At 71.6% G+C, this 19,941-nt stretch carries 15 protein-coding genes and 1 pseudogene; 1 reads left to right on the top strand and 15 read right to left on the bottom strand.

Annotated elements, in window-relative coordinates; all coding sequences use genetic code 11:
• Nucleotides 1-12: 12 nt before the first annotated feature.
• The 4 genes and pseudogenes from CLV30_RS27735 to CLV30_RS05045 all read right to left on the bottom strand — a co-directional run bounded on the left by CLV30_RS27735 (nucleotide 13) and on the right by CLV30_RS05045 (nucleotide 4,218).
• Nucleotides 13-1,026 carry a glycerophosphodiester phosphodiesterase family protein gene (locus CLV30_RS27735; protein ID WP_425323593.1) on the bottom strand — a complete coding sequence of 338 codons (1,014 nt, stop codon included), beginning with the start codon at nucleotides 1,024-1,026 and terminating at the stop codon, nucleotides 13-15.
• Nucleotides 1,003-2,085 (bottom strand): annotated as a pseudogene (locus CLV30_RS27740) (glycerophosphodiester phosphodiesterase); the annotation flags it as partial. The gene CLV30_RS27735 and the pseudogene CLV30_RS27740, both read right to left, overlap by 24 nt.
• A 190-nt stretch (nucleotides 2,086-2,275) precedes the next feature.
• Entirely contained in the window at nucleotides 2,276-2,971 is a 696-nt protein-coding gene (locus CLV30_RS05040; RefSeq protein ID WP_106536121.1) for a response regulator, read from the bottom strand.
• A complete protein-coding gene (locus CLV30_RS05045; protein ID WP_106536122.1) occupies nucleotides 2,968-4,218 on the bottom strand; it encodes a sensor histidine kinase in 1,251 nt (416 codons plus the stop codon). The genes CLV30_RS05040 and CLV30_RS05045 overlap by 4 nt, the downstream gene beginning before the upstream one ends.
• 248 nt (nucleotides 4,219-4,466) lie before the next feature.
• On the opposite strand from CLV30_RS05045, the gene CLV30_RS05050 reads away from it, so the two are divergent.
• Complete coding sequence (locus tag CLV30_RS05050; protein WP_165358529.1) at nucleotides 4,467-6,737, top strand: MMPL family transporter; 2,271 nt, start codon at nucleotides 4,467-4,469, stop codon at nucleotides 6,735-6,737.
• A 203-nt stretch (nucleotides 6,738-6,940) separates the two neighbouring features.
• Here CLV30_RS05050 and ftsY read toward each other — a convergent pair whose 3' ends face one another.
• The 11 genes from ftsY to mutM all read right to left on the bottom strand — a co-directional run bounded on the left by ftsY (nucleotide 6,941) and on the right by mutM (nucleotide 19,936).
• Nucleotides 6,941-8,179: a signal recognition particle-docking protein FtsY gene (gene ftsY / locus CLV30_RS05055; RefSeq protein ID WP_106536124.1), complete on the bottom strand. Its 1,239-nt coding sequence runs from the start codon at nucleotides 8,177-8,179 to the stop codon at nucleotides 6,941-6,943.
• A 38-nt stretch (nucleotides 8,180-8,217) separates the two neighbouring features.
• Complete coding sequence (locus CLV30_RS05060) at nucleotides 8,218-8,481, bottom strand: hypothetical protein (protein ID WP_129710933.1); 264 nt, start codon at nucleotides 8,479-8,481, stop codon at nucleotides 8,218-8,220.
• Between the two features lie 185 nt (nucleotides 8,482-8,666).
• Nucleotides 8,667-9,554 carry a carbohydrate ABC transporter permease gene (locus CLV30_RS05065; protein WP_106536126.1) on the bottom strand — a complete coding sequence of 296 codons (888 nt, stop codon included), beginning with the start codon at nucleotides 9,552-9,554 and terminating at the stop codon, nucleotides 8,667-8,669.
• Nucleotides 9,551-10,438 carry a carbohydrate ABC transporter permease gene (locus CLV30_RS05070; protein WP_106536378.1) on the bottom strand — a complete coding sequence of 296 codons (888 nt, stop codon included), beginning with the start codon at nucleotides 10,436-10,438 and terminating at the stop codon, nucleotides 9,551-9,553. The genes CLV30_RS05065 and CLV30_RS05070 overlap by 4 nt, the downstream gene beginning before the upstream one ends.
• Before the next feature lie 72 nt (nucleotides 10,439-10,510).
• Nucleotides 10,511-11,797, bottom strand: coding sequence for an ABC transporter substrate-binding protein (locus tag CLV30_RS05075; protein WP_106536379.1), 1,287 nt, complete (start codon nucleotides 11,795-11,797; stop codon nucleotides 10,511-10,513).
• Between the two features lie 111 nt (nucleotides 11,798-11,908).
• Nucleotides 11,909-13,090: an ROK family transcriptional regulator gene (locus tag CLV30_RS05080; RefSeq protein ID WP_106536127.1), complete on the bottom strand. Its 1,182-nt coding sequence runs from the start codon at nucleotides 13,088-13,090 to the stop codon at nucleotides 11,909-11,911.
• Between the two features lie 125 nt (nucleotides 13,091-13,215).
• Entirely contained in the window at nucleotides 13,216-13,677 is a 462-nt protein-coding gene (locus CLV30_RS05085) for an SRPBCC family protein (RefSeq protein ID WP_106536380.1), read from the bottom strand.
• A 65-nt stretch (nucleotides 13,678-13,742) separates the two neighbouring features.
• A complete protein-coding gene (locus CLV30_RS05090; RefSeq protein WP_205740657.1) occupies nucleotides 13,743-14,990 on the bottom strand; it encodes an MFS transporter in 1,248 nt (415 codons plus the stop codon).
• A 3-nt stretch (nucleotides 14,991-14,993) separates the two neighbouring features.
• Nucleotides 14,994-18,554 (bottom strand): chromosome segregation protein SMC, encoded by a 3,561-nt coding sequence (gene smc / locus CLV30_RS05095; RefSeq protein WP_106536129.1) that lies wholly within the window; start codon nucleotides 18,552-18,554, stop codon nucleotides 14,994-14,996.
• A 136-nt stretch (nucleotides 18,555-18,690) separates the two neighbouring features.
• Nucleotides 18,691-18,891: a hypothetical protein gene (locus CLV30_RS27745; RefSeq protein ID WP_106536130.1), complete on the bottom strand. Its 201-nt coding sequence runs from the start codon at nucleotides 18,889-18,891 to the stop codon at nucleotides 18,691-18,693.
• A gap of 184 nt (nucleotides 18,892-19,075) precedes the next feature.
• Nucleotides 19,076-19,936, bottom strand: a complete 861-nt coding sequence (mutM, locus tag CLV30_RS05105; RefSeq protein ID WP_106536131.1) for a bifunctional DNA-formamidopyrimidine glycosylase/DNA-(apurinic or apyrimidinic site) lyase — start codon at nucleotides 19,934-19,936, stop codon at nucleotides 19,076-19,078.
• Nucleotides 19,937-19,941: the final 5 nt, after the last annotated feature.

Below are 19,941 nucleotides of genomic sequence, written 5' to 3' on the forward strand. Positions count from 1 at the left end.
ACGAGGGCGAACTCAGCGCAGGCCGTTGCGCTTGGCCACCCGCGCCAGCGTGTCCGGGTCGTCGGTGATGATGCCGTCGACACCGAGGTCGATCAGCCGCTGCATCGTGGCCTGGTCGTTCACCGTGTAGGGCACCACGTCGAGGTTCATCCGGTGCAGCTCGTCGATGCCCGGGCCGTGGTAGTAGTCCGGGCTCTCCCGCAGGTACCAGTCGTCGGATTCGACCTCACCCTGGTCCGGGTCGTGCACCTGCCAGTTCGCCGACACCGTCGACGCGCCGGCGATCCGGGCCATCCGGGCGATGTCCTGATGCCGCCACCAGTCGATCCCGGCCGTCCACGGGCTCGTCACGCTCGGGTCGCCGTACACCGCCTGCAGCGAGCATCCGTCGGCGACCGTCCGGCACTCCTCCGGCCCGTACTGCCAGATCAGCGCCACCGTCTCGATGCGCGGGTCGAGCTTGCGCGCCTCGACGATCGTGCGCCAGTCGAACGACTGGATGGTGGCGCGTTCACGCATGCCGGCGTCCCGGATCGCCGTGACGAGCTTCGCCGTGAACTCGCGGTACGGCGCCGTGTCGTCGACCGTCGGGTCGATCTTCGTCTCGATGTTCAGCCGGACGTCGTCGCGGCCGCTCGCCTTCACCAGCTCGAACACCTCGTCCAGGGTCGGGATCCGCGCACCGGGCACGGCCACCTGGTCGGGGAAGGCCGGCAGTGTCTTCGATCCGCAGTCGATGGTCTTGATCTGCTCGAGCGTCAGCTCGTGGACGAGGTCGCCGACGTACGGGAACTCGGGGTCGCCGGGCGTGACCGGCGACGTGTCCACGCAGTGCGAGCCGTTGACCGCCCGGTCGTGGCTGACGACCAGCACGCCGTCCTCGGTCACCCCGGTGTCCAGCTCCAGCGTGGACACGTCCTCGTTGGCCAGCGCGTACTCGAACGCCGGGAGCGTGTTCTCCGGTCGCATCGCGCGGGCGCCGCGGTGGCCCTGGACGTCGAACGGCGACGCGTACGCCTCGGGCAGGCGCATGCCGCGCTCGTCCATCAACGCCCGCAGCCGGTCCGGGTAGTCGGTGATGATGCCGTCCACGCCGTCGTCGATCAGCTTGCTCATGGTGGCGGTGTCGTTGACCGTCCACGGGACGACGTCGATGCCGTTGCGGTGTGCGTGCTCGACCATCTCCGCGGTCACGTACGGCACGTAGTCCGGGTCGCCGACGGAGCCGCCGAACCCGTGCACCGGCGAGAACACGTCCGCACCGAACGACTCGACGGCGGCGATCGGGTCGTCGCCGAAGTCGTCGATGTCGATGCCGCCCAGCCACGGAGACGCACCCGGCTGGTCGATCTGCAGGAAGTCGTGGTTCGTCAGGGCCACCAGCTCCAACTCGGGGGCGACCTCGCGCATGAGCATGAGCGCGCCCCAGTCGAAGCTCTGGATCGTCACCCGCTTCTCGAAACCGGCCTCGCGGATCGCCGCCGCGGTGACGTTCACGAACTCCTCGCGCGGCGCGGTCTCCTCCGGCGCACCGGCCTCGACCTTCGTCTCGATGTTCAGCCGGACGTCGCCGGCGCCGTAGCGCTGCACCAGGTCGAAGACCTCACCCAGCAGCGGCATCGTCGAACCCGGGACGGGCTCCTGGTCGGGGTAGTTCGGCAGCGTCTGCGAACCGCAGTCCAGGGTACGCACCTGCGCCAGGGTGAGGTCCTTGATGTAGTTGCCCTGCGCGTACGGGAACTGCGGGTCGCCGGGGGTCACCGGCTCGGTGTCGGTGCACTTGTCCGGGTCGATCCGCCGGTCGTGGGTGACGACGGCGTACCCGTCCTTGGTGATCTGGACGTCGAGCTCGAGCGTCGACACGCCGAGCTGCAGTGCGTTGCCGAACGCCGCCAGCGTGCTCTCCGGCCGCAGCCCGATGCCGCCGCGGTGCGCCTGCAGGTCGAACGCACGGCCGGCGCCCGATCGGTCCGGGTGGTCCGGGCGGTCGGGCGGGGCAGCTGCGGACGGCAGGCCCGCGGCCACCGTCGCCAGCAGCGCCGTCGCCGTGACCGCCACGCCGGCGGTTCTACGCCAAGTGGACATGCACACGTTCCTTCCGTGATCGAGGGAACGCCGGTCCCGCACGGACCGCCGACCCTGACACCATTTGCCCCCGTATGGTTCCGGACGCCGAGGGGCGCCACCACCCGTCGCACGCGGCCGGAAAGCGAACCCGAGCCGACCATTCGATGACCGGACGGCTGCGTGAGCCCGAGCCGGCCGCCGGGCGGCGCTACGGCCGTACCAGCCCGGTCTGGTAGGCGACGACCACGAGCTGCGCCCGGTCGCGCGCGTCCAGCTTGGTCAGGGCGTGCCCGACGTGGGTCTTCACGGTGGCCGGGCTGAGGAAGAGCTCGGCGCCGATCTCGGCGTTGCTGAGCCCGCGACCCACCAGCGTCAGCACCTCCCGCTCGCGCTGGGTCAGCTCGGCGAGCCGGTGACCGGCAGCGTGCTCGACCGCTCGGCCGGCGGTGAACTGGGCGATCAGCCGCCGGGTGATCTTCGGCGCCAGCAGCGCCTCGCCGGCGGCGACCACCCGGATGGCCTGCAGCAGCTCGGCCGGGCCGGCATCCTTGAGCAGGAACCCGCTCGCCCCCGCATCGAGCGCGTCGAACACGTACGCCTCGGTGTCGTACGTGGTCAGGATCAGCACCCGGACCTCCTCCAGCCCGGCGGTGGCGGCGATGCGCCGGGTGGCGTCGATGCCGTCCAGGCCGGGCATGCGGATGTCCATGAGCACGACGTCGGGACGCAGGGAGCGGGCGTGGTCGACGGCCTCGGAACCGGTGGTGGCCTCGCCCACGACGACGATGTCGTCCTCGACGTCGATCAGCACCTTGAAACCGGCGCGCACGAGCAGCTCGTCGTCGGCGAGCAGCACCCTGACCGGCTGTCCGTCCTGCCGGGACGTGGCGTCGTCCGCGGTCATGCCGGCACCACCCCGACCGGTTGCAACGGCAGGCGCGCCCGTACCTCGAAGCCGCCGTCGGGCCGGGCCCCGGCGGCCAGGTCGCCACCGAGCAGCTCGCAGCGCTCGCGCATGCCGACGATGCCGCGCCCGGAGCCGGCCCGTTCCGCCGCCAGGTCGTCGCCGCGGCCCCGGTCGTCGCCGCGGTCCCGGTCGTCGCCGCGGCCCCGGCCGTCGTCGGTCACCCGGATGTCGAGGTCCGTCGGACCGTACCGGAGCGACACGCGCACCCGGGTGGGGCCGGCGTGGCGCACCGTGTTGGTGATCGACTCCTGCAGGATGCGGTAGGCCGCGCGGTCGACGGCGCTCGGCAGCTCCTGCGCCGGCGAGCCCACCGCGAGCTCCACGTCCAGCCCCGCGTCGCGTGCCATGGTGACGATCTCGTCGAGCTGGGCCAGGCTCGGGCCCGGCGCGCCCTCGTGGTCGTCGGCGCTGCGCAGCACGCCGAGGATGGCGCGCATCTCGCGCAGCGCCTGCGCGCTCGTCTGCTCGATGGTGACCAGGGTCTCGCGGGCCCGCTCCGGACGCTTGTCCAGCACGTGGGCGGTGACGCCCGCCTGCACGTTGATGATGGCCACGGCATGGGCGACGGTGTCGTGCACCTCACGCGCGATCCGCAGCCGCTCCGCGTCCACCCGTCGGCGGACCTCCTCCTCGCGGGTGCGCTCGGCCCGCTCGGCGCGCTCCTGTGCGTCAGCGACGATCACCCGTCTGGACCGCACCGACTCGCCGAGCGCCGCCGCCACGACGCACAGTCCGATGCGGAAGAACACCCACCCGATGGCGACCCTCGGCTCGACGTCGGCGGCCTCCACCAGCCACCCGGCGGCGAACACCGCGATGCCGGCGCCGCTCAGCAGCAGCGAGCGGCGCCCGTCACCGTAGGCCGTGACCGTGTACAGGGCGACGAACAGCGCGATCCACGCGGGCCCGTCGGGGAATCCGGCCGCGAAGTACACCAGGCTGATGACGCCGTTGACGACGAACACCGCGACCGGGTGGCGGCGGCGCACGACCAGCGACAGTCCGCCGACGATCAGCAGCGAGTAGCCGAGATAACCGACGTCGGCCAGGGTCCGCTCGACCAGGCCCGGCTCGGCGTTCGAAGCGGTCTGCCGGGTGCCTATGACCTGCATGACCGTGACGAAGGCCGCGAGCAGCACGTCCTGCGCCCACGGCCGCAGCCGGACGTACTCGGCGAGACCCATCCGCAGATCGTAGCGACGCCCGGCGCCACGCGGATCCACCTGACGGCGTAGCCGGGGTACTCCGATCCGCTCAGTTCCGGCGGCACGCGGCTGAGCGGATGTGCGTACCGGCCGGCGCCCGCCGGCTGAAGACCGTCCCGCCCCGGACGGGACACGATCGCAGCCATGACCGAACGACTCCGGACCACCGACCTGCCGGCACGACCGTGCCGGCGTACTGCGTCCCAGACCACGCCAGGGAGAGGCTGATGACCGACACCACGACGCCCAGGGGCGCGCGCGCACGGCCGCCGCGCCCGGGCCCGCTCGGCAGGCTCGCCGCCGTGTCCTACCGGCGACGGGGCCGGGTACTGGTGGCCTGGGCGCTGGCGCTCGCCGCCGCGTCCGGGCTCACCGCCGCGTTCGGCGGCGACTTCACCGTCGACTACGCGACGTCGGGGTCGGACTCGAAGCAGGCGCAGGACCTGCTGACCGAGCGGTTCCCCGAGCAGGCCGGTGAGCCGGTGGACGTCGTCGTGCACGCGGACGACGTCACCGACCCCGCCGTGCGCGACGAGGTCACCACCCTGCTGGACGATCTGGAGACGCTCCCGCACGTCACGGCCGCCGCGGATCCGTACGACACCCCTGGAGCCATCGCGGCGGACGGACAGACCCTGCTGGCCCGCCTGAACCTCGACGTCGCCAACCCGGAGGACATGCCGGTCGCGGACACCGAGACGATCCTCAGCGCGGCGGACGCCGCCGAACGTCCCGGCCTCGAGATCGCGCTCGGCGGCGAGACGATCCGGCTGGCCGAGGCGGGCGAGTTCGGCTCGGAGATCGTGGGCCTGGTCGCGGCGGCCATCATCCTGCTGGTGACCTTCGGCTCGGTGGTGGCCGCCGGCCTCCCGATCAGCGTCGCCCTCGCCGGCCTGGCCGTGAGCGCCTCGCTGACCGGGCTCGTCGCGGCCGCCTTCGACGTGCCCGACTGGGCGCCGATCCTGGCGTCGCTGCTGGGCATCGCACTGGGCATCGACTACGTGCTGCTCATGGTCACCCGGTTCCGCGAGTGGCGCGCCGCCGGCCTGGATCCCGAGCGTTCGACCGTGGCGACACTGGACACCGCCGGGCGCTCGGTGCTGGTCGCCGGCGCCACCGTGATGGTGAGCATGCTGGGCCTGTTCGCCATGGGACTGTCGTACATGCAGGGCGCCGCCGTGGTGACCATGGTCGCGGTGCTGATGGTGATCGCGGTGGCCACGACGCTCTTCCCGGCGTTGCTGGGCTTCCTTGGCCGACACATCGACCGGCTGCGGCTACCGCTGGGGCGTCGTGGCACCGTGCGGCTCGCGGCCGGCGGTCATGTCGAGCCCGGGGTCGGCTGGCGGCGTTGGAGCCGGTCGATCGGACGGTACAGCAAGGTCGCCGTGGTCGGCAGTGTCGCGCTCCTGCTGCTGCTCGCGACGCCGTTCCTCGGTACCCGCTTCGGCTTCCCGGATGCCGGCAACGACCCGGAGGGCAACTCCAGCCGGCAAACCTACGACATGGTCAGCGACGGCTTCGGCCCCGGCGCCAACGGCCCGCTGCTGGTGGTCGCCGACCTGGCGCCGGCCGAGGACGACGCCGCCGGCCAGGAGGCGCTCGACCAGCTGGCGACGTCCCTGGGGGCCACCGCCGGCGTCGCCTCGGTGGCGCCGCCGCAGCTCAACCCGGCCGGCGACGCCGCGCTGATCAGCGTGGTGCCGGAGAGCGGGCCGCAGGACGGCGACACCGAGGACCTGGCGCGCGAACTGCGTGCCGACGTGATCCCGCCCGTCACCGACGCGACCGGCGCCGAGGTGCACGTCGGCGGCGTCACGGCCGCGGTGATCGACAGCAACGCGGACATGGCCGACCGGTTGCCGCTGCTCATCGGCGGCGTGGTCGCGGTCTCGATGCTGCTGCTGTTGCTCGCGTTCCGCAGTGTCGCGATCCCGTTGACCGCAGCGGCGATGAACCTGCTGTCGGTGGCCGCGTCGTACGGGGTGGTGGCGCTGGTACTGGAGGGCGGCTGGGCCGGCGGGCTCATCGGCATCGACGCCGCGGCACCGATGCCCGCGTTCGTCCCGGTCACCATGTTCGCGATACTGTTCGGGCTCTCGATGGACTACGAGGTGTTCCTGATCAGCCGGATGCGCGAGTCGTGGGTCCGGACCGGGGACAACAGCCGTGCCATCGTCGACGGCCTCGCCGGCACCGGCCGGGTCATCACGGCCGCCGCCGCGATCATGGTGGCGGTGTTCGCGGCCCTGGTCCCGTCGCCGGACGTCGTCCTCAAGGCCATGGGCGTGGGCATGGCCGCGGCCATCCTGATCGACGCGACCATCGTGCGGATGCTGCTGGTGCCCGCCACGATGCACGTGCTCGGCCGCGCGAACTGGTGGGCGCCGCGGGCGCTCGACCGGCGGCTGCCGCAGCTGCACGTCGAGGGCCGCCCCGAGGTGTACCTCGACCCCGCCGAGCCGGAGCCGGAGCTGGCGGGCGTCGATCGCCGCTGAGGCCACAGCCCGGAGTTGATCAGGTGACATTTCGGCGCGATTCCGCGTGCGGTTGTCACCTGATCTTTCTCTGGCCACTATTCGGACATGATCAGGTGACCGAGCGCGGCGTCAGAGCGGAGATCGGGCACCTGATCCACTTCGAAACGATCAGGTGCCCGATCGACGATCAGGTGACCGGGCAGCGGAACCGGGTCGGATCCTCAGCCGAGGATGCCGTCGACGAACGCCTCGACGTCGAAGGGCGCGAGGTCGTCCGGCCCCTCGCCGAGGCCCACCAGCTTGACCGGCACGCCGAGCTCACGCTGGACCGCGACGACGATGCCGCCCTTGGCGGTGCCGTCGAGCTTCGTCAGCACGATGCCGGTGACGTCGACGACCTCGCTGAACACGCGGGCCTGGGCCATGCCGTTCTGGCCGGTGGTGGCGTCGAGGACGAGCAGCACCTCGTCGACCGGGCCGTGCTTCTCGACCACCCGCTTGACCTTGCCCAGCTCGTCCATCAGCCCGACCTTGGTCTGCAACCGCCCGGCCGTGTCGATGACGACGGAGTCGACCTCCTGGTCGATGCCGGCCTTGACCGCGTCGAAGGCGACGCTGGCCGGGTCACCGCCCTCGGGCCCGCGCACGGTCGGGACGCCGACCCGGTCGCCCCAGGTGGTCAACTGGTCGACCGCGGCGGCGCGGAACGTGTCCGCCGCGCCGAGCAGCACGTCGCGGTCCTCGGCGACCAGCACCCGCGCCAGCTTGCCGACCGTCGTCGTCTTGCCGGTGCCGTTGACGCCGACGACCAGGACGACCGACGGCCGCGCGTCCTCCACGTGGCGCTCGGTGCGCAGCTCACGGTCGAGCGACGGGTCGACCAGAGAGATCAGCTCCTCGCGCACGAGCGCGCGGGCCGCGTCGGCGTCGGCGACGCCCTCGACCCGGACCCGCGTGCGCAGCCGTTCGACCAGCTCACCGGTCGGTGTGACGCCGAGGTCGGCGGCGAGCAGGGTGTCCTCGATCTCTTCCCACGTGTCGTCGTCGAGGCGCTCGCGCGACAGCAGCGACAGCAGCCCCTTGCCCAGCGACGACTGCGAGCGCGCCAGCCGCGAGCGCAGCCGCACCAGCCGGCCTGCGGCCGGCTCCGGGCGCTCGATGGACGGCGCCGGCTCGGCGGTCTCGGGAGCGGGTGCCTCCGGTGCGGTCTGCCCGGCCGGCGGCGCGGTGGCGGTCGCGTCGCCGGGCTCGGGCAGCCCGACGTCCTGGACACTTCGCCGCGGCTGCTGCGTCGGCGCCGTGGCGTCGTCGCCGACGCCGGGCTGGTAGTCGACCCCGGGACGCGGGCTCGGAGGCTCGACCTCCCGGCCGCGTCGCCGCGGTACGTAGTAGGCCGCGAGCGCGACGGCGAGAACGACGATGACGGCAGCGATGACGATGTACACCCACACGGCCGCCATCCTGACACGCCGGCCCCACGGTCAGGTATTCGACGTGCTCAGCGCGGCAGCGGCGCGCGCACGCGGCTGGTCCCGCCGACCGGGCGACTCAACCGCTCGGCCACGGTCCGCCGTGTCACGCGCAACAGCTGGGCGCCGCTCTCGCGGGCCTCGTCCACCCGCAGCGTCGCGACGTAGCGCCACCGGCGGACCCGGCGTCTGAACCATGGCGAGTGCGCGAAGTGGTGATAGCCGCCCACTGCGGCGAGCACGCCGGTCGCCAGTACCACGATGCCCAGCATGGCCACCACGACAGCTGTCATGTGCGACACCCCCATGAGTCACATTGGTCACAGCATTCACAACAGCAACTCGCACGCTATACCACTTCTCGTACCCAAGCAGGATCATCGGACACGCGTGTCGCACGAAAAAGCTGATCATCAACCCCGTTTCGGACGATATGCCCGGAACAGGGTTGATGATCAGCGTGGTGTCGCGGAGGGTGTCAGCTCTTGACGGACCCCGACATCAGGCCGCCGATGAACCAGCGGCCGAGGACGATGTAGACGATCAGTGTCGGGAACGACGCGATCAGCGCGCCGGCCATGCTGGCGGAGTAGTCCTGCAGCTGCCCGCTGGCCAGGAAGTTCAGGCTGATGGTCACCGGCCCGTTCTGCGCGTTCGAGAAGAAGATCGCGAACAGGAAGTCGTTCCACGCCGAGGTGAACTGCCAGATCAGCACCACGACGAACCCGGGAGCCGACAGCGGCAGCACGATCGAGGCGTACGTCCGCAGCATCCCGGCGCCGTCGACGCGCGAGGCCTCGATCATGTCCTCGGGAACCGAGGCGTAGTAGTTGCGGAAGATCAGCGTGCAGATCGGCAGCCCGAACACCACGTGCAGCACGAACAGGCTCGGGATGCCGCTGGGAACATTGAGTCCCTGCATCAGCTCGACCAGCGGGATCATCACCGCCTGGTACGGGATGAACATGCCGAACAGCATCAGCGTGAACACCAGGTCGGCGTACGGGAACCGCCATCTCGCCAGCACGAACCCGTTCATCGAGCCCAGCACCGCCGACACGATGGACGACGGGATCACCAGCGCGAACGTCCGCCCCAGCGCGGGCGACAGGGCGTCCCACGCGCGCTCCCAGCCGCCGGTGTACCACTCGGTGGGCAGCGCCCACGCACGCGTCGGCGTCGCCTCGCCAAGGCTCTTGAAGCTGGTGACGAACAGCACGTAGGCCGGGATCATCACGCCCATCAGGAACACCAGCAGCAGCAGGTACTTGGCCGTACGGGCGGTGCGCCTCCGGCGCCGGGACGTGTCCGGTCGGGCCGACCTGGGCGGCGCGGGCGTGGCGTCGTCGACGAGCTGTGTGGTCATCGGTTCCGCTCCGCCCGGTAGTTGTGGACCAGGTAGGGCACGATCATCACCGCGACCACCAGCAGCATGATGGTGCCGATCGCCGCGGCCACGGAGTACTCGCCGCGGGTGAACGCGATCCACATCTGCGTCGCCGGTACCTGTGTCGTGTAGTTCGTCTGTCCCGCGATGGCCATGATCAGGTCGAAGACCTTCAGCGACATGTGCCCGATGATGATGATCGCCGACAGCGCCACCGGCGACAGCTGCGGGAAGATCACGTGCCGGTACAGCTTCCACTCGCTGGCGCCGTCCATGCGCGCCGCCTCACGCAGCTCCTCCGGGATGCCGCGGAAGCCCGCCAGGAACAGCGCCATGATGTAGCCGGACAGCTGCCAGATCGCCGGAACCGCGATGGCGAAGATGCCCCACGTCTCGTCGGTCCACCACGAGTTCTGCAGGAACCCCAGCCCGATCATGTCGAGCCCGCGGTTGAGCCCGCTGGCGCTGTCGCCGGTGTTGCTGTTCAGCAGCCACCGCCACACCACGCCGGAGGCGACGAACGACACCGCCATCGGGAACAGGTAGACGGTCCGGAAGATCCCCTCGCCCCGGACACCACGCTCGAGCAACCACGCCCAGAGGAACCCGAAGAACAACGTCCCCGCGAGGAAGGCCAACGTGTAGATGGCCAGGTTGCGCAGCGAGTACATGAACGTGTCGTCGGAGAACAACGTGGTGTAGTTCTCGAGGCCGACGTATCCGGTCGTCTGCCCGCGGATGTTGTCGGTGAGCGACGTGTTGAAGTTGACGCCGATCAGCCCGTACACGAACACGCCGATCAGCACGGCCGACGGCGCGATCAGCAGGATCGGCGGGCCCCAGCGATGGAGCTTGTTACGCACCACTCACTCCTCGAACTCACCGACGCGCCGAGCGGGCGCGCCGGTGAGGGTCGGTGACGTCGACGGTCCGGGTCAACTCTCGAGGTTCTTCTCCGCGGCGTCGACGAGCCCGGACTTCAGGCCCTCGACGTCACCGTCGGCGCTGAACTTGCTGACGGCCGCGGTGATCTCGCCGAGCCACGCGACCGGCGTGGCGGCGCCGTGCGCCAGCGAGGGCACGATCGTGTCGTTGGCGAACGACTCGATCGCGGTCTGCTGGTACGGGGGGTACTCGCTGGCGTCGACGTCGGTGCGCGCGGGGATGGAGCCCTTCGCGAGGTTGAACGCCTTCTGCCCCTCCGGGCTGGCGATGGTCTGCAGCCACGCCTCGGTGCCGGCCGTGTTGATGTCGCCCACCGGCAGTGTGAACGAGTCGGCCAGGAAGTCGAACGTCCCGTCGGTCCCGGGCACCGGGAACGTCACGTAGTCGGTGCCGAACTTCTGGTTCTGCTCCTGGAACGCCGCCTCGGCCCAGTCGCCCATGACGTTGTAGGCGGCCTTGCCGTCGATGATCTGCTGGGTCGCGTCCGGCCAGTCGAGGTTCTGCCGGTCGGTGTTGGTGAACGACAACAGCTGCGCGTAGGTGTCGACGGCCGCCCCGACCTCCGACGACGCCCAGTCGGTGGAGCCGTCCCACAGGCCGGTGTACGCGTCGGCGCCGAGCTCGGCCAGCAGGACCGTCTCGAGCAGGTGCACCTGGGTCCAGTCCATACCGATCGACAGCGGTGTCACGCCGCTGGCCTTGAGCTTCTCGAGCTGGGCGATCCAGTCGTCCATCGAGGCCGGCGGGGTGCTGGGGTCGATACCCGCCTTCTGCAGGACGGACGGGTTCGCCCAGACGACGTTGGCGCGGTGGATGTTCGACGGCACCGAGTAGATGGCGTCGTCGACGGTCAGCAGGTCGAGCAGGTCCTGCGGGAAGACCTCGTTCCAGCCGTTCTCCTCGTACATCGCGGAGATGTCCTGGACCTGGTTCGCCTCGATGTAGTCGGTGAGCTCCGCGCCGGCGTGCGCCTGGAACGTCTCCGGCGGGTCGTTGGTCTGCAGCCGCGATTGCAGCACGTTCTTGGCGTTGCTGCCCGCGCCGCCGGCCACGGCGCCGTTGACGAAGGTGAAGTCGGGGTTCTGTTCCTCGAACACCTTGACCAGGGCGTCCAGCCCGGCTTTCTCGCTGCCCTGGGCCCACCAGGTGAAGACCTCGACCTCGCCGCCGCTTTCGCCGCCGCCTCCGCCGCTGGTGCTCTCGCCGTCGTCACTACCGCACGCAGACAGGGTCAGTCCGACCACTGCCAACGCCGCGATGGCCTGTGTTCGCCGCATGATGCCGCCTCCGTACACGAAGTTCGCTGCTGCTCAGCGTTGTCAGTGAACGCCCTCGCACCGTTGGCGTCAACCCTTGAATACAACAGCGAGTCCAGACTGTAATGTTTGTTACCTCGAACCTCCCGCCAGCAGGTGCCGCTCCGCCGACTGCAACGCGAGCGCCACGGCACCCATCGACTGCGCTCCCCGGCCCAGTGAACCGGTCGTGACCTGCGTCGACGCACCGACCGACGGGATGGCGTAGCGCGCGAACGCCTCACGCAACGGATCCATCAGCACCTCGCCCGCCGCCGCGAGCTGTCCGCCCACGACGATGATGCCGGGATTGATCAGATTACACAGGTTCGCCACCGCCACCCCCGCGTGCCGGCCGACGTCGCCGATGACCCGCCGGCAGGCGACGTCACCGCCGTGAGCGGCCGCCACCGCGTCGGCGACGGTCAGGTCGTCGCCGTGGCTGCGCGCCAGCAGGTCGAGCACGATCGACGACGACGCGGTCGTCTCGAGGCAGCCGCGGTTGCCGCAGCGGCAGACCTGCCCGTTCTCGTCCATGGTCAGGTGGCCGATCTCGCCCGCGAGCCCGATCGCGCCGCGGTGCGGCTCGCCGCCGATGATCAGCCCGGCGCCCACGCCCGTGCCGATCTTGAGGTAGACCGCGTCGCGGTGCCCGCGGGCCGCGCCCCACGTCGCCTCGGCCAGCACGCCGAGATTGGCGTCGTTGTCGACGGACACCGGCATGCCCAGCGCGTCACCCAGCGCCTCGGCCGCGTTCACCCCGATCCACTCCGGCAGTATCGACGCCGAGCCCACCTGCCCGTCGCGGACGTCGATCGGGCCCGGCAGCCCGGCGCCGACGCCGACGACGGCCGACCGTTCGACCCCGGTGGAGCTCAGCAGCGCGTCGAACAGCTTGCGCACCAGCGCGATGTGCTCGCTCGCGGGGGCGCCGAGGTGCGCCTGGGACTCCTCCTCGGCCAGCACCGTGTGCGAGAGGTCGGCCAGCACCACCCGGACGTGGCGCCGCCCGATGTCGATGCCCACCGCGACACCGGCGTCGGGACGCAGGCTCACCGCGCGGGCCCGCCGGCCACTGGAGACCGTATCCTGTATGCGCAGCAGACCCTCGGCGGTCAGGTCGTGCACGATGGTCGACACGGTGGCCGCGGACAGCCCGGTACGCCGGGCCAGATCGGCCTGGATCAGCGCCCCCGACTCCAGCAGCGCGTCGAGCACCAGGCGGCGATTGGCCGCCCGCAGCGCGCCCTGCGACCCCACGCCCCCGGCTGGCATGGACCAAGCATGCTGAGTCCACTTCCTGACGTCAAGAGTCGAACACAATGTTCCTGATCAGCCGGGTGTTGCCTTCACATCTGAGCACAAAGGGCCGTCACCCCCGGCACTCACCGGACGTTCCCCTACCGCTCCAGGTAGGCCGCGAGGTTCGCGAGCGAGGATGCGAGCCCGGCGGCGTGGTCCTCCGCGGAGACACCGGCAGGAACGTCCTCGGCGCGGATGTCGACGAGGCTGCCGCCCGCGACCGGGGTGACCTCCCAGGTCATGGTCATCGTTCCCGTGAAGGCCGGGTCGTCGGAGACGAAGTCGACCGCCTGCACGACCCGTACACCCGGAACCAGGTCGACGACACGCGCCTCGACGATGTCGGAGTCCGCGGTGGCCTTGCCGGGAGCGGAGGCGGCGTCGGCGTAGGTGAGGACGAGCCGGTAGCCGCCTCCGGGGCGCAGGTCGAAGCGCTCGAAGCGCCCGGTCATCCCCGCCGGCGGAAGCCATGCCGTCAACGCGTCCGGATCGACGAGCGCCGCGTACGCGCGGCCGGACGGTGCGGCGATCGTCCTGGAAGCGGAGTCCGTTCGTCCCACGGCCACCACCCTAGCCTCGTGACACGCGTGCTCCGACGATGCCGTGTCCTCCCATACCCGTGATCTCAATGCGCAGTCGTGCGGGCGCGGGCGGCGCGGACGGCCACCGGCAGCGAGGCCAGCACCACGGCCGCGGTCACCACGAACGCGGCGGTGAAGTCCGAGAGCGCAGCCACGACGCCGACGCCCACCGAGCCGATGCCGAAACCGCCGTCGTAAGCGACGTTCCACACCGTGCTCGCCTTGCCGTAGCCGCGTGGTCCGGTGCGGTGGAACATCGTGATCAGCGTGTCGCTCTGCACCGCGCCGAACCCCAGGCCGAGCAGGCCGGCGCCGGCCAGCACCGACGGCGTCACCGCCGTCCCCGCCGCAGCGGCGGCCAGCAGGGCCATGCCGGCCGTTCCCGCCACGACCCCGGGGATCACCGTGACCGGGCGGCGCATCCGGTCGGAGAGCACCCCCGCCGCGGAGCGGCCCACGATGGATGCCAGCCCGTACGAGAACAGCGCACCGGACACCGCTGTGGCGTGCGGAACGGCCACGGCCAGGAACGTCACCACGCCGCCGGCCGCCAGGGCGGTCGTGACCAGCGCCACCGCCGGCAGCAGGAGCGCCGCCACCGGCACGCCCGGGCCGCCGGCCCCGCCTTCGTCCTCGGCACGGCCGTCGCCCTCCCACCGCGGCTCGTCCGCGGACCGGCGCCGGTGACCGTGCCGGACGGGGTCGATGTGCGGCATCACCGCCGCAGCAGCCGTGCCGGCCGCGGCCACCACCGCGGCCACCACGAACACCGTGCGATGCCCGACGTGCTCGGCCAGCCACACGCCCGCGGGCAGCCCGGCCACGTTCGGCACGCCGACCGCCAGGCCGTACAGCGCCGACCCGCGGCCGCGTTCGCCCACCGGCAGCAGCATCGCGATCAGGGCGCTGCCCACCACGGTGAGCAGCCCGAACCCCACACCACGCAGCCCCGACACGGCGACCACCGGCCACAGCCGCGCCGAGAGCGCGAACGCGGCGCTCGACACCGCCATGAACACACCGCCGGCCACCAGCAGGGCGCGCGGGCCCAACCGTGCGAGCAGCGCCGGCACCGCCAGCTGTGTCAGGACGGTGGTCAGCATGAACACGCCGGTCGTGGATCCGGCGCCGGTGGTTCCGGCACCGCCGGACTCCGCCCACAACGGCACGACCGGCAGCAGCACGGAGTAGCTGGCGAACGTGCCGAGGGTGGCGATCAGCAGCAGGGTGAACGCACCCCGTCCGGCCGCGACGGGCACACGCCGGCCGTCGCCGTCAGCTGGAGTGGACACCGCTCAGGCTGGTTCGGACTCGCGGATGCGCTGGCTGATGACGGCCGTCACGCCGTCGCCGCGCATCGACGTGCCGTACAGCGCGTCGGCGATCTCCATGGTGCGCTTCTGGTGGGTGATGACGACGAGCTGGCTCTGCTCGCGCAGCTCCTCGTAGATGTCGAGCAACCGGCCCAGGTTGGTGTCGTCCAGTGCCGCCTCGACCTCGTCGAGAATGTAGAACGGACTGGGCCGCGCCTTGAACAGCGCGACAAGAAAAGCGACGGCGACGAGAGATCGCTCGCCGCCGGACAGCAGTGACAGCCGCTTGACCTTCTTCCCCGGCGGCCGGGCCTCGACGTCGATGCCGGACGCCAGCATGTCGTCCGGATCGGTGAGCACGAGACGGCCCTCTCCGCCGGGGAACAGCCGGCCGAAGACCGCGGCGAACTCACGCGCGGTGTCCTCGAACGCCTCGGAGAACACCTGCTGAACCCGGTCGTCGACCTCTTTCACGATGTCCAGCAGGTCACGGCGGGTGTTCCGGAGATCCTCGAGCTGCTCGCTGAGGAAGGAGTGCCGCTCTTCGAGCGCCGCGTACTCCTCCAGCGCCAGCGGGTTGACCTTGCCCAGCTTCGCCAGGTCGCGTTCGGCGGCCTTCATCCGTTTCTGCTGCTGCTCGCGGACGTACGGCACCGGCTCGCGTTCCTCGCCGTCGTCGCCGGGCGGGACCGGGACCGGCAGGTGCGGCCCGTACTCGTCGACGAGTGTCGACGCTTCGACACCGTGCTCCTCGACCGCCTTGGTCTCCAGCGACTCCACCCGCAGCCGGTGTTCGGCCCGGGCGAGCTCGTCGCGGTGCACGGTGGAGTTGACCTCGTCCAGTTCCGCGCTCAGTGCCCGGACCCGTTCGCGTTCCGCACTCAACGCCGCCTCACGTTCGGCACGGACCTGCTCGGCCTCCGCCCGCTCGGCGTCGGCGAGCTGCAGCGAGCGCTCGACATGCTCGAGCAGCGACTGCGCCCCGCGCTCGACCGCCGTGGCCACCGCGGCCTGTTCGGCCCGCCTCCGGGCGGCGACGGCCGCCTGCTCGCGCGCCGCGCGTTCTTCGCGTGCGGCCCGCTCGAGGCTCTCCGCCCGGCCGGTCAGCGCGCGGGCGCGTTCCTCGCCGGTGCGCAACGACAGCCGCGCCTCCGTCTCGGCCTGCCTGGCCTGCCGGGCCGCCTCGAGCAACCGGTCGCGCTCGTCGGTGGACGGTTCCTCCTCCTCGTCGCCGGACTCCTCGGCGGCGGCGACCCGCTCCTCCATCTCCGCCAGCGCCGCCTGGTCGCGGTCGCGCGCCTGCTCGGCCTCGGTCACCGCCGTGGCCAGCCGTTCGGCCTCCTCGCCGGCGGTGCGTGCCGTGCTGCCCAGCCGGGCGAGCTGCTCGGCGACGGCCGACATCTCGGCGTCGGACTCGTGCAGCTTGCTCAGCGCGGCGGCCTCGACCGCGGCGGCTTCCTCACGCCGCTGTTCGGCTGCCGCGAGCTGCCGGCCGAGCTCCTCGGACTGTCGCGTCGCGGCTGCCAGCTGGTCGGCGGCCTCGTCCACGGCGGCCTGCGCCTCGAGCAGGCTCGGCGCGTTGGCCGAGCCGCCGTAGCCGCGGTAGCGCCCGATCAGGTCGCCGTCGCGGGTGACCGCCTCGAGCTCGGGGATCTCGGCGACCAGCGCACGCGCGGCAGGAAGGTCGTCGACGGCGGCCACGCCGCGCAGCAGCCGGGTCAGTGCCGGACGGACGTCGGCCGGCGCATCGACCAGGTCGATGACGTAGCGCAGGCCCGACGGCAGCGCGGGCCACGACGCACGGTCGTCGGGCTGATGACTGGCCGGCCCGCCGACCATCAGCCCGGCACGGCCGAGATCGTCGTCGTGCAGGAGCCGCAGCGCCGCGACGGCGTCGTCGACCGACGACACCACGACCGCGTCCGAGGCCGGGCCCAGCGCCGTGGCGACGGCGGCCTCCCAGCCGGCCTGTACGGTCAGCAGCGCCGCCACGGAGCCGTGCACCCCGGACAGGCGGTCGGACGCGGCCAGCAGCGACTCCGCGCCGTCGCGCCGGGCCAGTCCCATCTCGAGCGCCTCGTGCCGCGCGGCCAGCGCCGCGCGCTCGCGCTCGGCGGCGCGCTCGGTGTCCTTGAGCCGGCCGAGCTCCTCCTCTGCCGCGGTCAGCTCGGCCGCGGCCCGCTCGTGCTCGGCGTCCAGGCCCTCCTCGCCCACGGACAACCCGGCGATGGTGGTCTCGAGCGCGGTGAACTCGTGCTCTGCCGCGGTCGCCCGTTCGGCCGCCGCCGTGCGCTGCTCGGTCAACCGCGACAGCTCGGCCTCGGCGTCGCGCACGCGGCGGCGCAACCCTTCGAGCTGGCCGGACAGCCGGGCCAGCCCGGCGCGCCGGTCGGCCGACGCACGCGTGAGTGCGGCCAGGCGGCGCTCCTCGGCCTCGGCCGCCTCCTCGGCCTCGGACCGGCGCTGCATCGCGTCGTCGAGGACCGAACGAGCCTCTTCGGTCTGCTCCTCGAGCTCGGCCTCCTGCTCTCGGATCGCCGCGGCTTCCTGCTCGAGCTCGTCCGGGTCGCGGCCGGACGAGCCGGACTCCACCGGCGCCGACAGGTGCCGGCCGCGCTCGGTCGCCAGCGACGCCGTCCCGCGGATGCGTTCACGCAGGCCGGACAGCCCGTACCAGGCGTCCTGGGCCCGCGACAGCCGCGGCGTGGCCTCTTTGACCTCGGCCTCCAGCCGCGACTCCGCGGCGCGCGCGCGCTCGACACTGCGGGTCAGCTCGGCCTGCCGTGCCTTGAGGGCCTTCTCGTCGGCGACCTCCTGCTCGAGCGCGGCCTGAGCCTGCACGAGGTCGTCGGCCAGCAGACGCAGCCGGGAGTCGCGCAGGTCGGACTGGATGACCGCGGCCCTGCGCGCCAGCTCGGCCTGCTTGCCCAGCGGACCCAGCTGGCGTCGCAGCTCGGCGGTGAGGTCCTCGACCCGGGTGAGGTTCGCCTGCATCGCCTCGAGCTTGCGCAGCGCCTTCTCTTTGCGCTTGCGATGTTTGAGGACGCCCGCGGCCTCCTCGATGAATCCGCGGCGTTCCTCCGGCGTCGCGGCCAGCACCTGGTCCAGCTGGCCCTGCCCGACGATCACGTGCATCTCGCGGCCGATGCCGGAGTCGGACAGCAACTCCTGCACGTCCAGCAGCCGGCAGTTCTGGCCGTTGATGGCGTACTCGGAGCCGCCGCTGCGGAACATCGTCCGCGAGATGGTGACCTCGGCGTACTCGATCGGCAGCGCGCCGTCGGCGTTGTCGATGGTCAGCTCGACCTCGGCGCGGCCGAGCGCGGCGCGGCCGGTGGTGCCGGCGAAGATGACGTCCTCCATCTTGCCGCCGCGCAGGCTCTTCGCGCCCTGCTCGCCCATCACCCAGGCGAGGGCGTCGACGACGTTGGACTTGCCGGAACCGTTGGGCCCGACGACGCACGTGATGCCGGGCTCGAGACGCATCGTCGTCGACGACGCGAAGGACTTGAATCCCCGTAACGTCAAGCTCTTCAGGTGCACTGACCGACTCTCCTCGCCGCGTCCCCACACGGCTGCACGGACCTCACGCGCCGTACGGCGGCGAGGTTGCCGGCCAGCTTACCCCTCGGACCGCACGACGCCGGGGATATCCGAACGGTGTGACCCGGGCTCGACGTCAGGTCAGCGCGGGCTCGGGGACGGTCGTGTCGTCCAGCAGGCGGCTGTGCTCGACAGCGGCCTCGGCGAGATGGTCGTTCTCCGCCTGCAGCCGCAGCACCTGCGCTTCGAGGTCGGTCACTCGCCTACGGAGGCGCTGTACCTCCGTTGCGAGCCGCGGGTCAGCAGCACCGACGTACCCCAGTAGCGCCTTCGCCATGGTAGAAGCCCTCCACACAGGCCTTGGAATCAACATGTCGCAATCAGTGATCGCCGCGGCGGGCCGGTCTGGAACAGAACAGACGCACAGGCCGCAGCAATACGTCAAGCATCCCACCCGGGGTAGCTTCCGGTCAACTTGTTCGGGAGTTTCGCCATCCCTCGTCGAAACCTGCGCGAAACCGTCACCAACGGGCGCGACGCGGACGCGGCTGACAATGCGGGCACGTGTACGACGAACGGTTCATGAACGGGTCCCGGCGCACCGGCGCCGCGCACCGCCGACACGGCTCGCCCGCGCGGCCGTAGACGTGCAGCGCCCGGTCGAAGTAGCCGCTTTCGCCGTTGACGTCGACGTACAGGCTGTCGAAAGACGTGCCACCCTGAGCCAGCGCGGCGGCCATGACCTCGCGCAGCGACTGCAGCAACCGGTCGACGTCGGCACGGCGCAGCGTCTCGGTGGGACGCGCGTAGTGCAGCCGTGCCAGCCACAACGCCTCGTCGGCGTAGATGTTGCCCACGCCCGACACCATGCTCTGGTCGAGCAGCGCGCGTTTGACGCCGGTACGGCGCCGCGCCAGCCGCGCGGCGAAGCCGTCGTCGTCGAACGCCTCGTCCATCGGGTCGGGCGCGATGTGTGCGATGGGCTCCGGCACGCCGTCCGGTCCGGCCGGCGCCACCGCGAACCCGCCGAACGTGCGCTGGTCGACGAAACGCAGCTCCGGATCGCCGTCGGTGAAGGCGAACCGCACCCGCAGGTGCCGCTCGTCCGGAGCCGCCGCCGGCTGGACCAGCAGCTGCCCGCTCATGCCGAGGTGGCCGACAACGGCGTGCCGGTGGTCGTCCAGGGGCAGCCAGAGGTACTTTCCACGACGGTGCACCCCGAGCACGGCCTTCTTTGCCAGCAGGTCGGCGAAGTCTCGCGCTCCGGCAGCGTGCCGGCGCACCGCCCGCGGATGCGCCACCTCCACCCGGGCGATCACCCGGCCGGACACGTGCTCGGCGACTCCGCGCCGGACGACTTCGACCTCGGGCAGTTCGGGCACGGGGT

Origin of the sequence: Haloactinopolyspora alba (assembly GCF_003014555.1) — a bacterium.
Classification (GTDB): domain Bacteria; phylum Actinomycetota; class Actinomycetes; order Jiangellales; family Jiangellaceae; genus Haloactinopolyspora; species Haloactinopolyspora alba.

Coding starts and splice junctions, on each gene's coding strand:
- CLV30_RS05050 (WP_165358529.1), top strand. CDS start 4,467: ATGACCGACACCACGACGCCCAGGGGCGCGCGCGCACGGCCGCCGCGC.
- CLV30_RS05080 (WP_106536127.1), bottom strand. CDS start 13,090: ATGCCAGCCGGGGGCGTGGGGTCGCAGGGCGCGCTGCGGGCGGCCAAT.
- CLV30_RS05060 (WP_129710933.1), bottom strand. CDS start 8,481: ATGACAGCTGTCGTGGTGGCCATGCTGGGCATCGTGGTACTGGCGACC.
- CLV30_RS05065 (WP_106536126.1), bottom strand. CDS start 9,554: ATGACCACACAGCTCGTCGACGACGCCACGCCCGCGCCGCCCAGGTCG.
- CLV30_RS05075 (WP_106536379.1), bottom strand. CDS start 11,797: ATGCGGCGAACACAGGCCATCGCGGCGTTGGCAGTGGTCGGACTGACC.
- CLV30_RS05040 (WP_106536121.1), bottom strand. CDS start 2,971: ATGACCGCGGACGACGCCACGTCCCGGCAGGACGGACAGCCGGTCAGG.
- CLV30_RS27745 (WP_106536130.1), bottom strand. CDS start 18,891: ATGGCGAAGGCGCTACTGGGGTACGTCGGTGCTGCTGACCCGCGGCTC.
- ftsY (WP_106536124.1), bottom strand. CDS start 8,179: ATGGCGGCCGTGTGGGTGTACATCGTCATCGCTGCCGTCATCGTCGTT.
- CLV30_RS05045 (WP_106536122.1), bottom strand. CDS start 4,218: ATGGGTCTCGCCGAGTACGTCCGGCTGCGGCCGTGGGCGCAGGACGTG.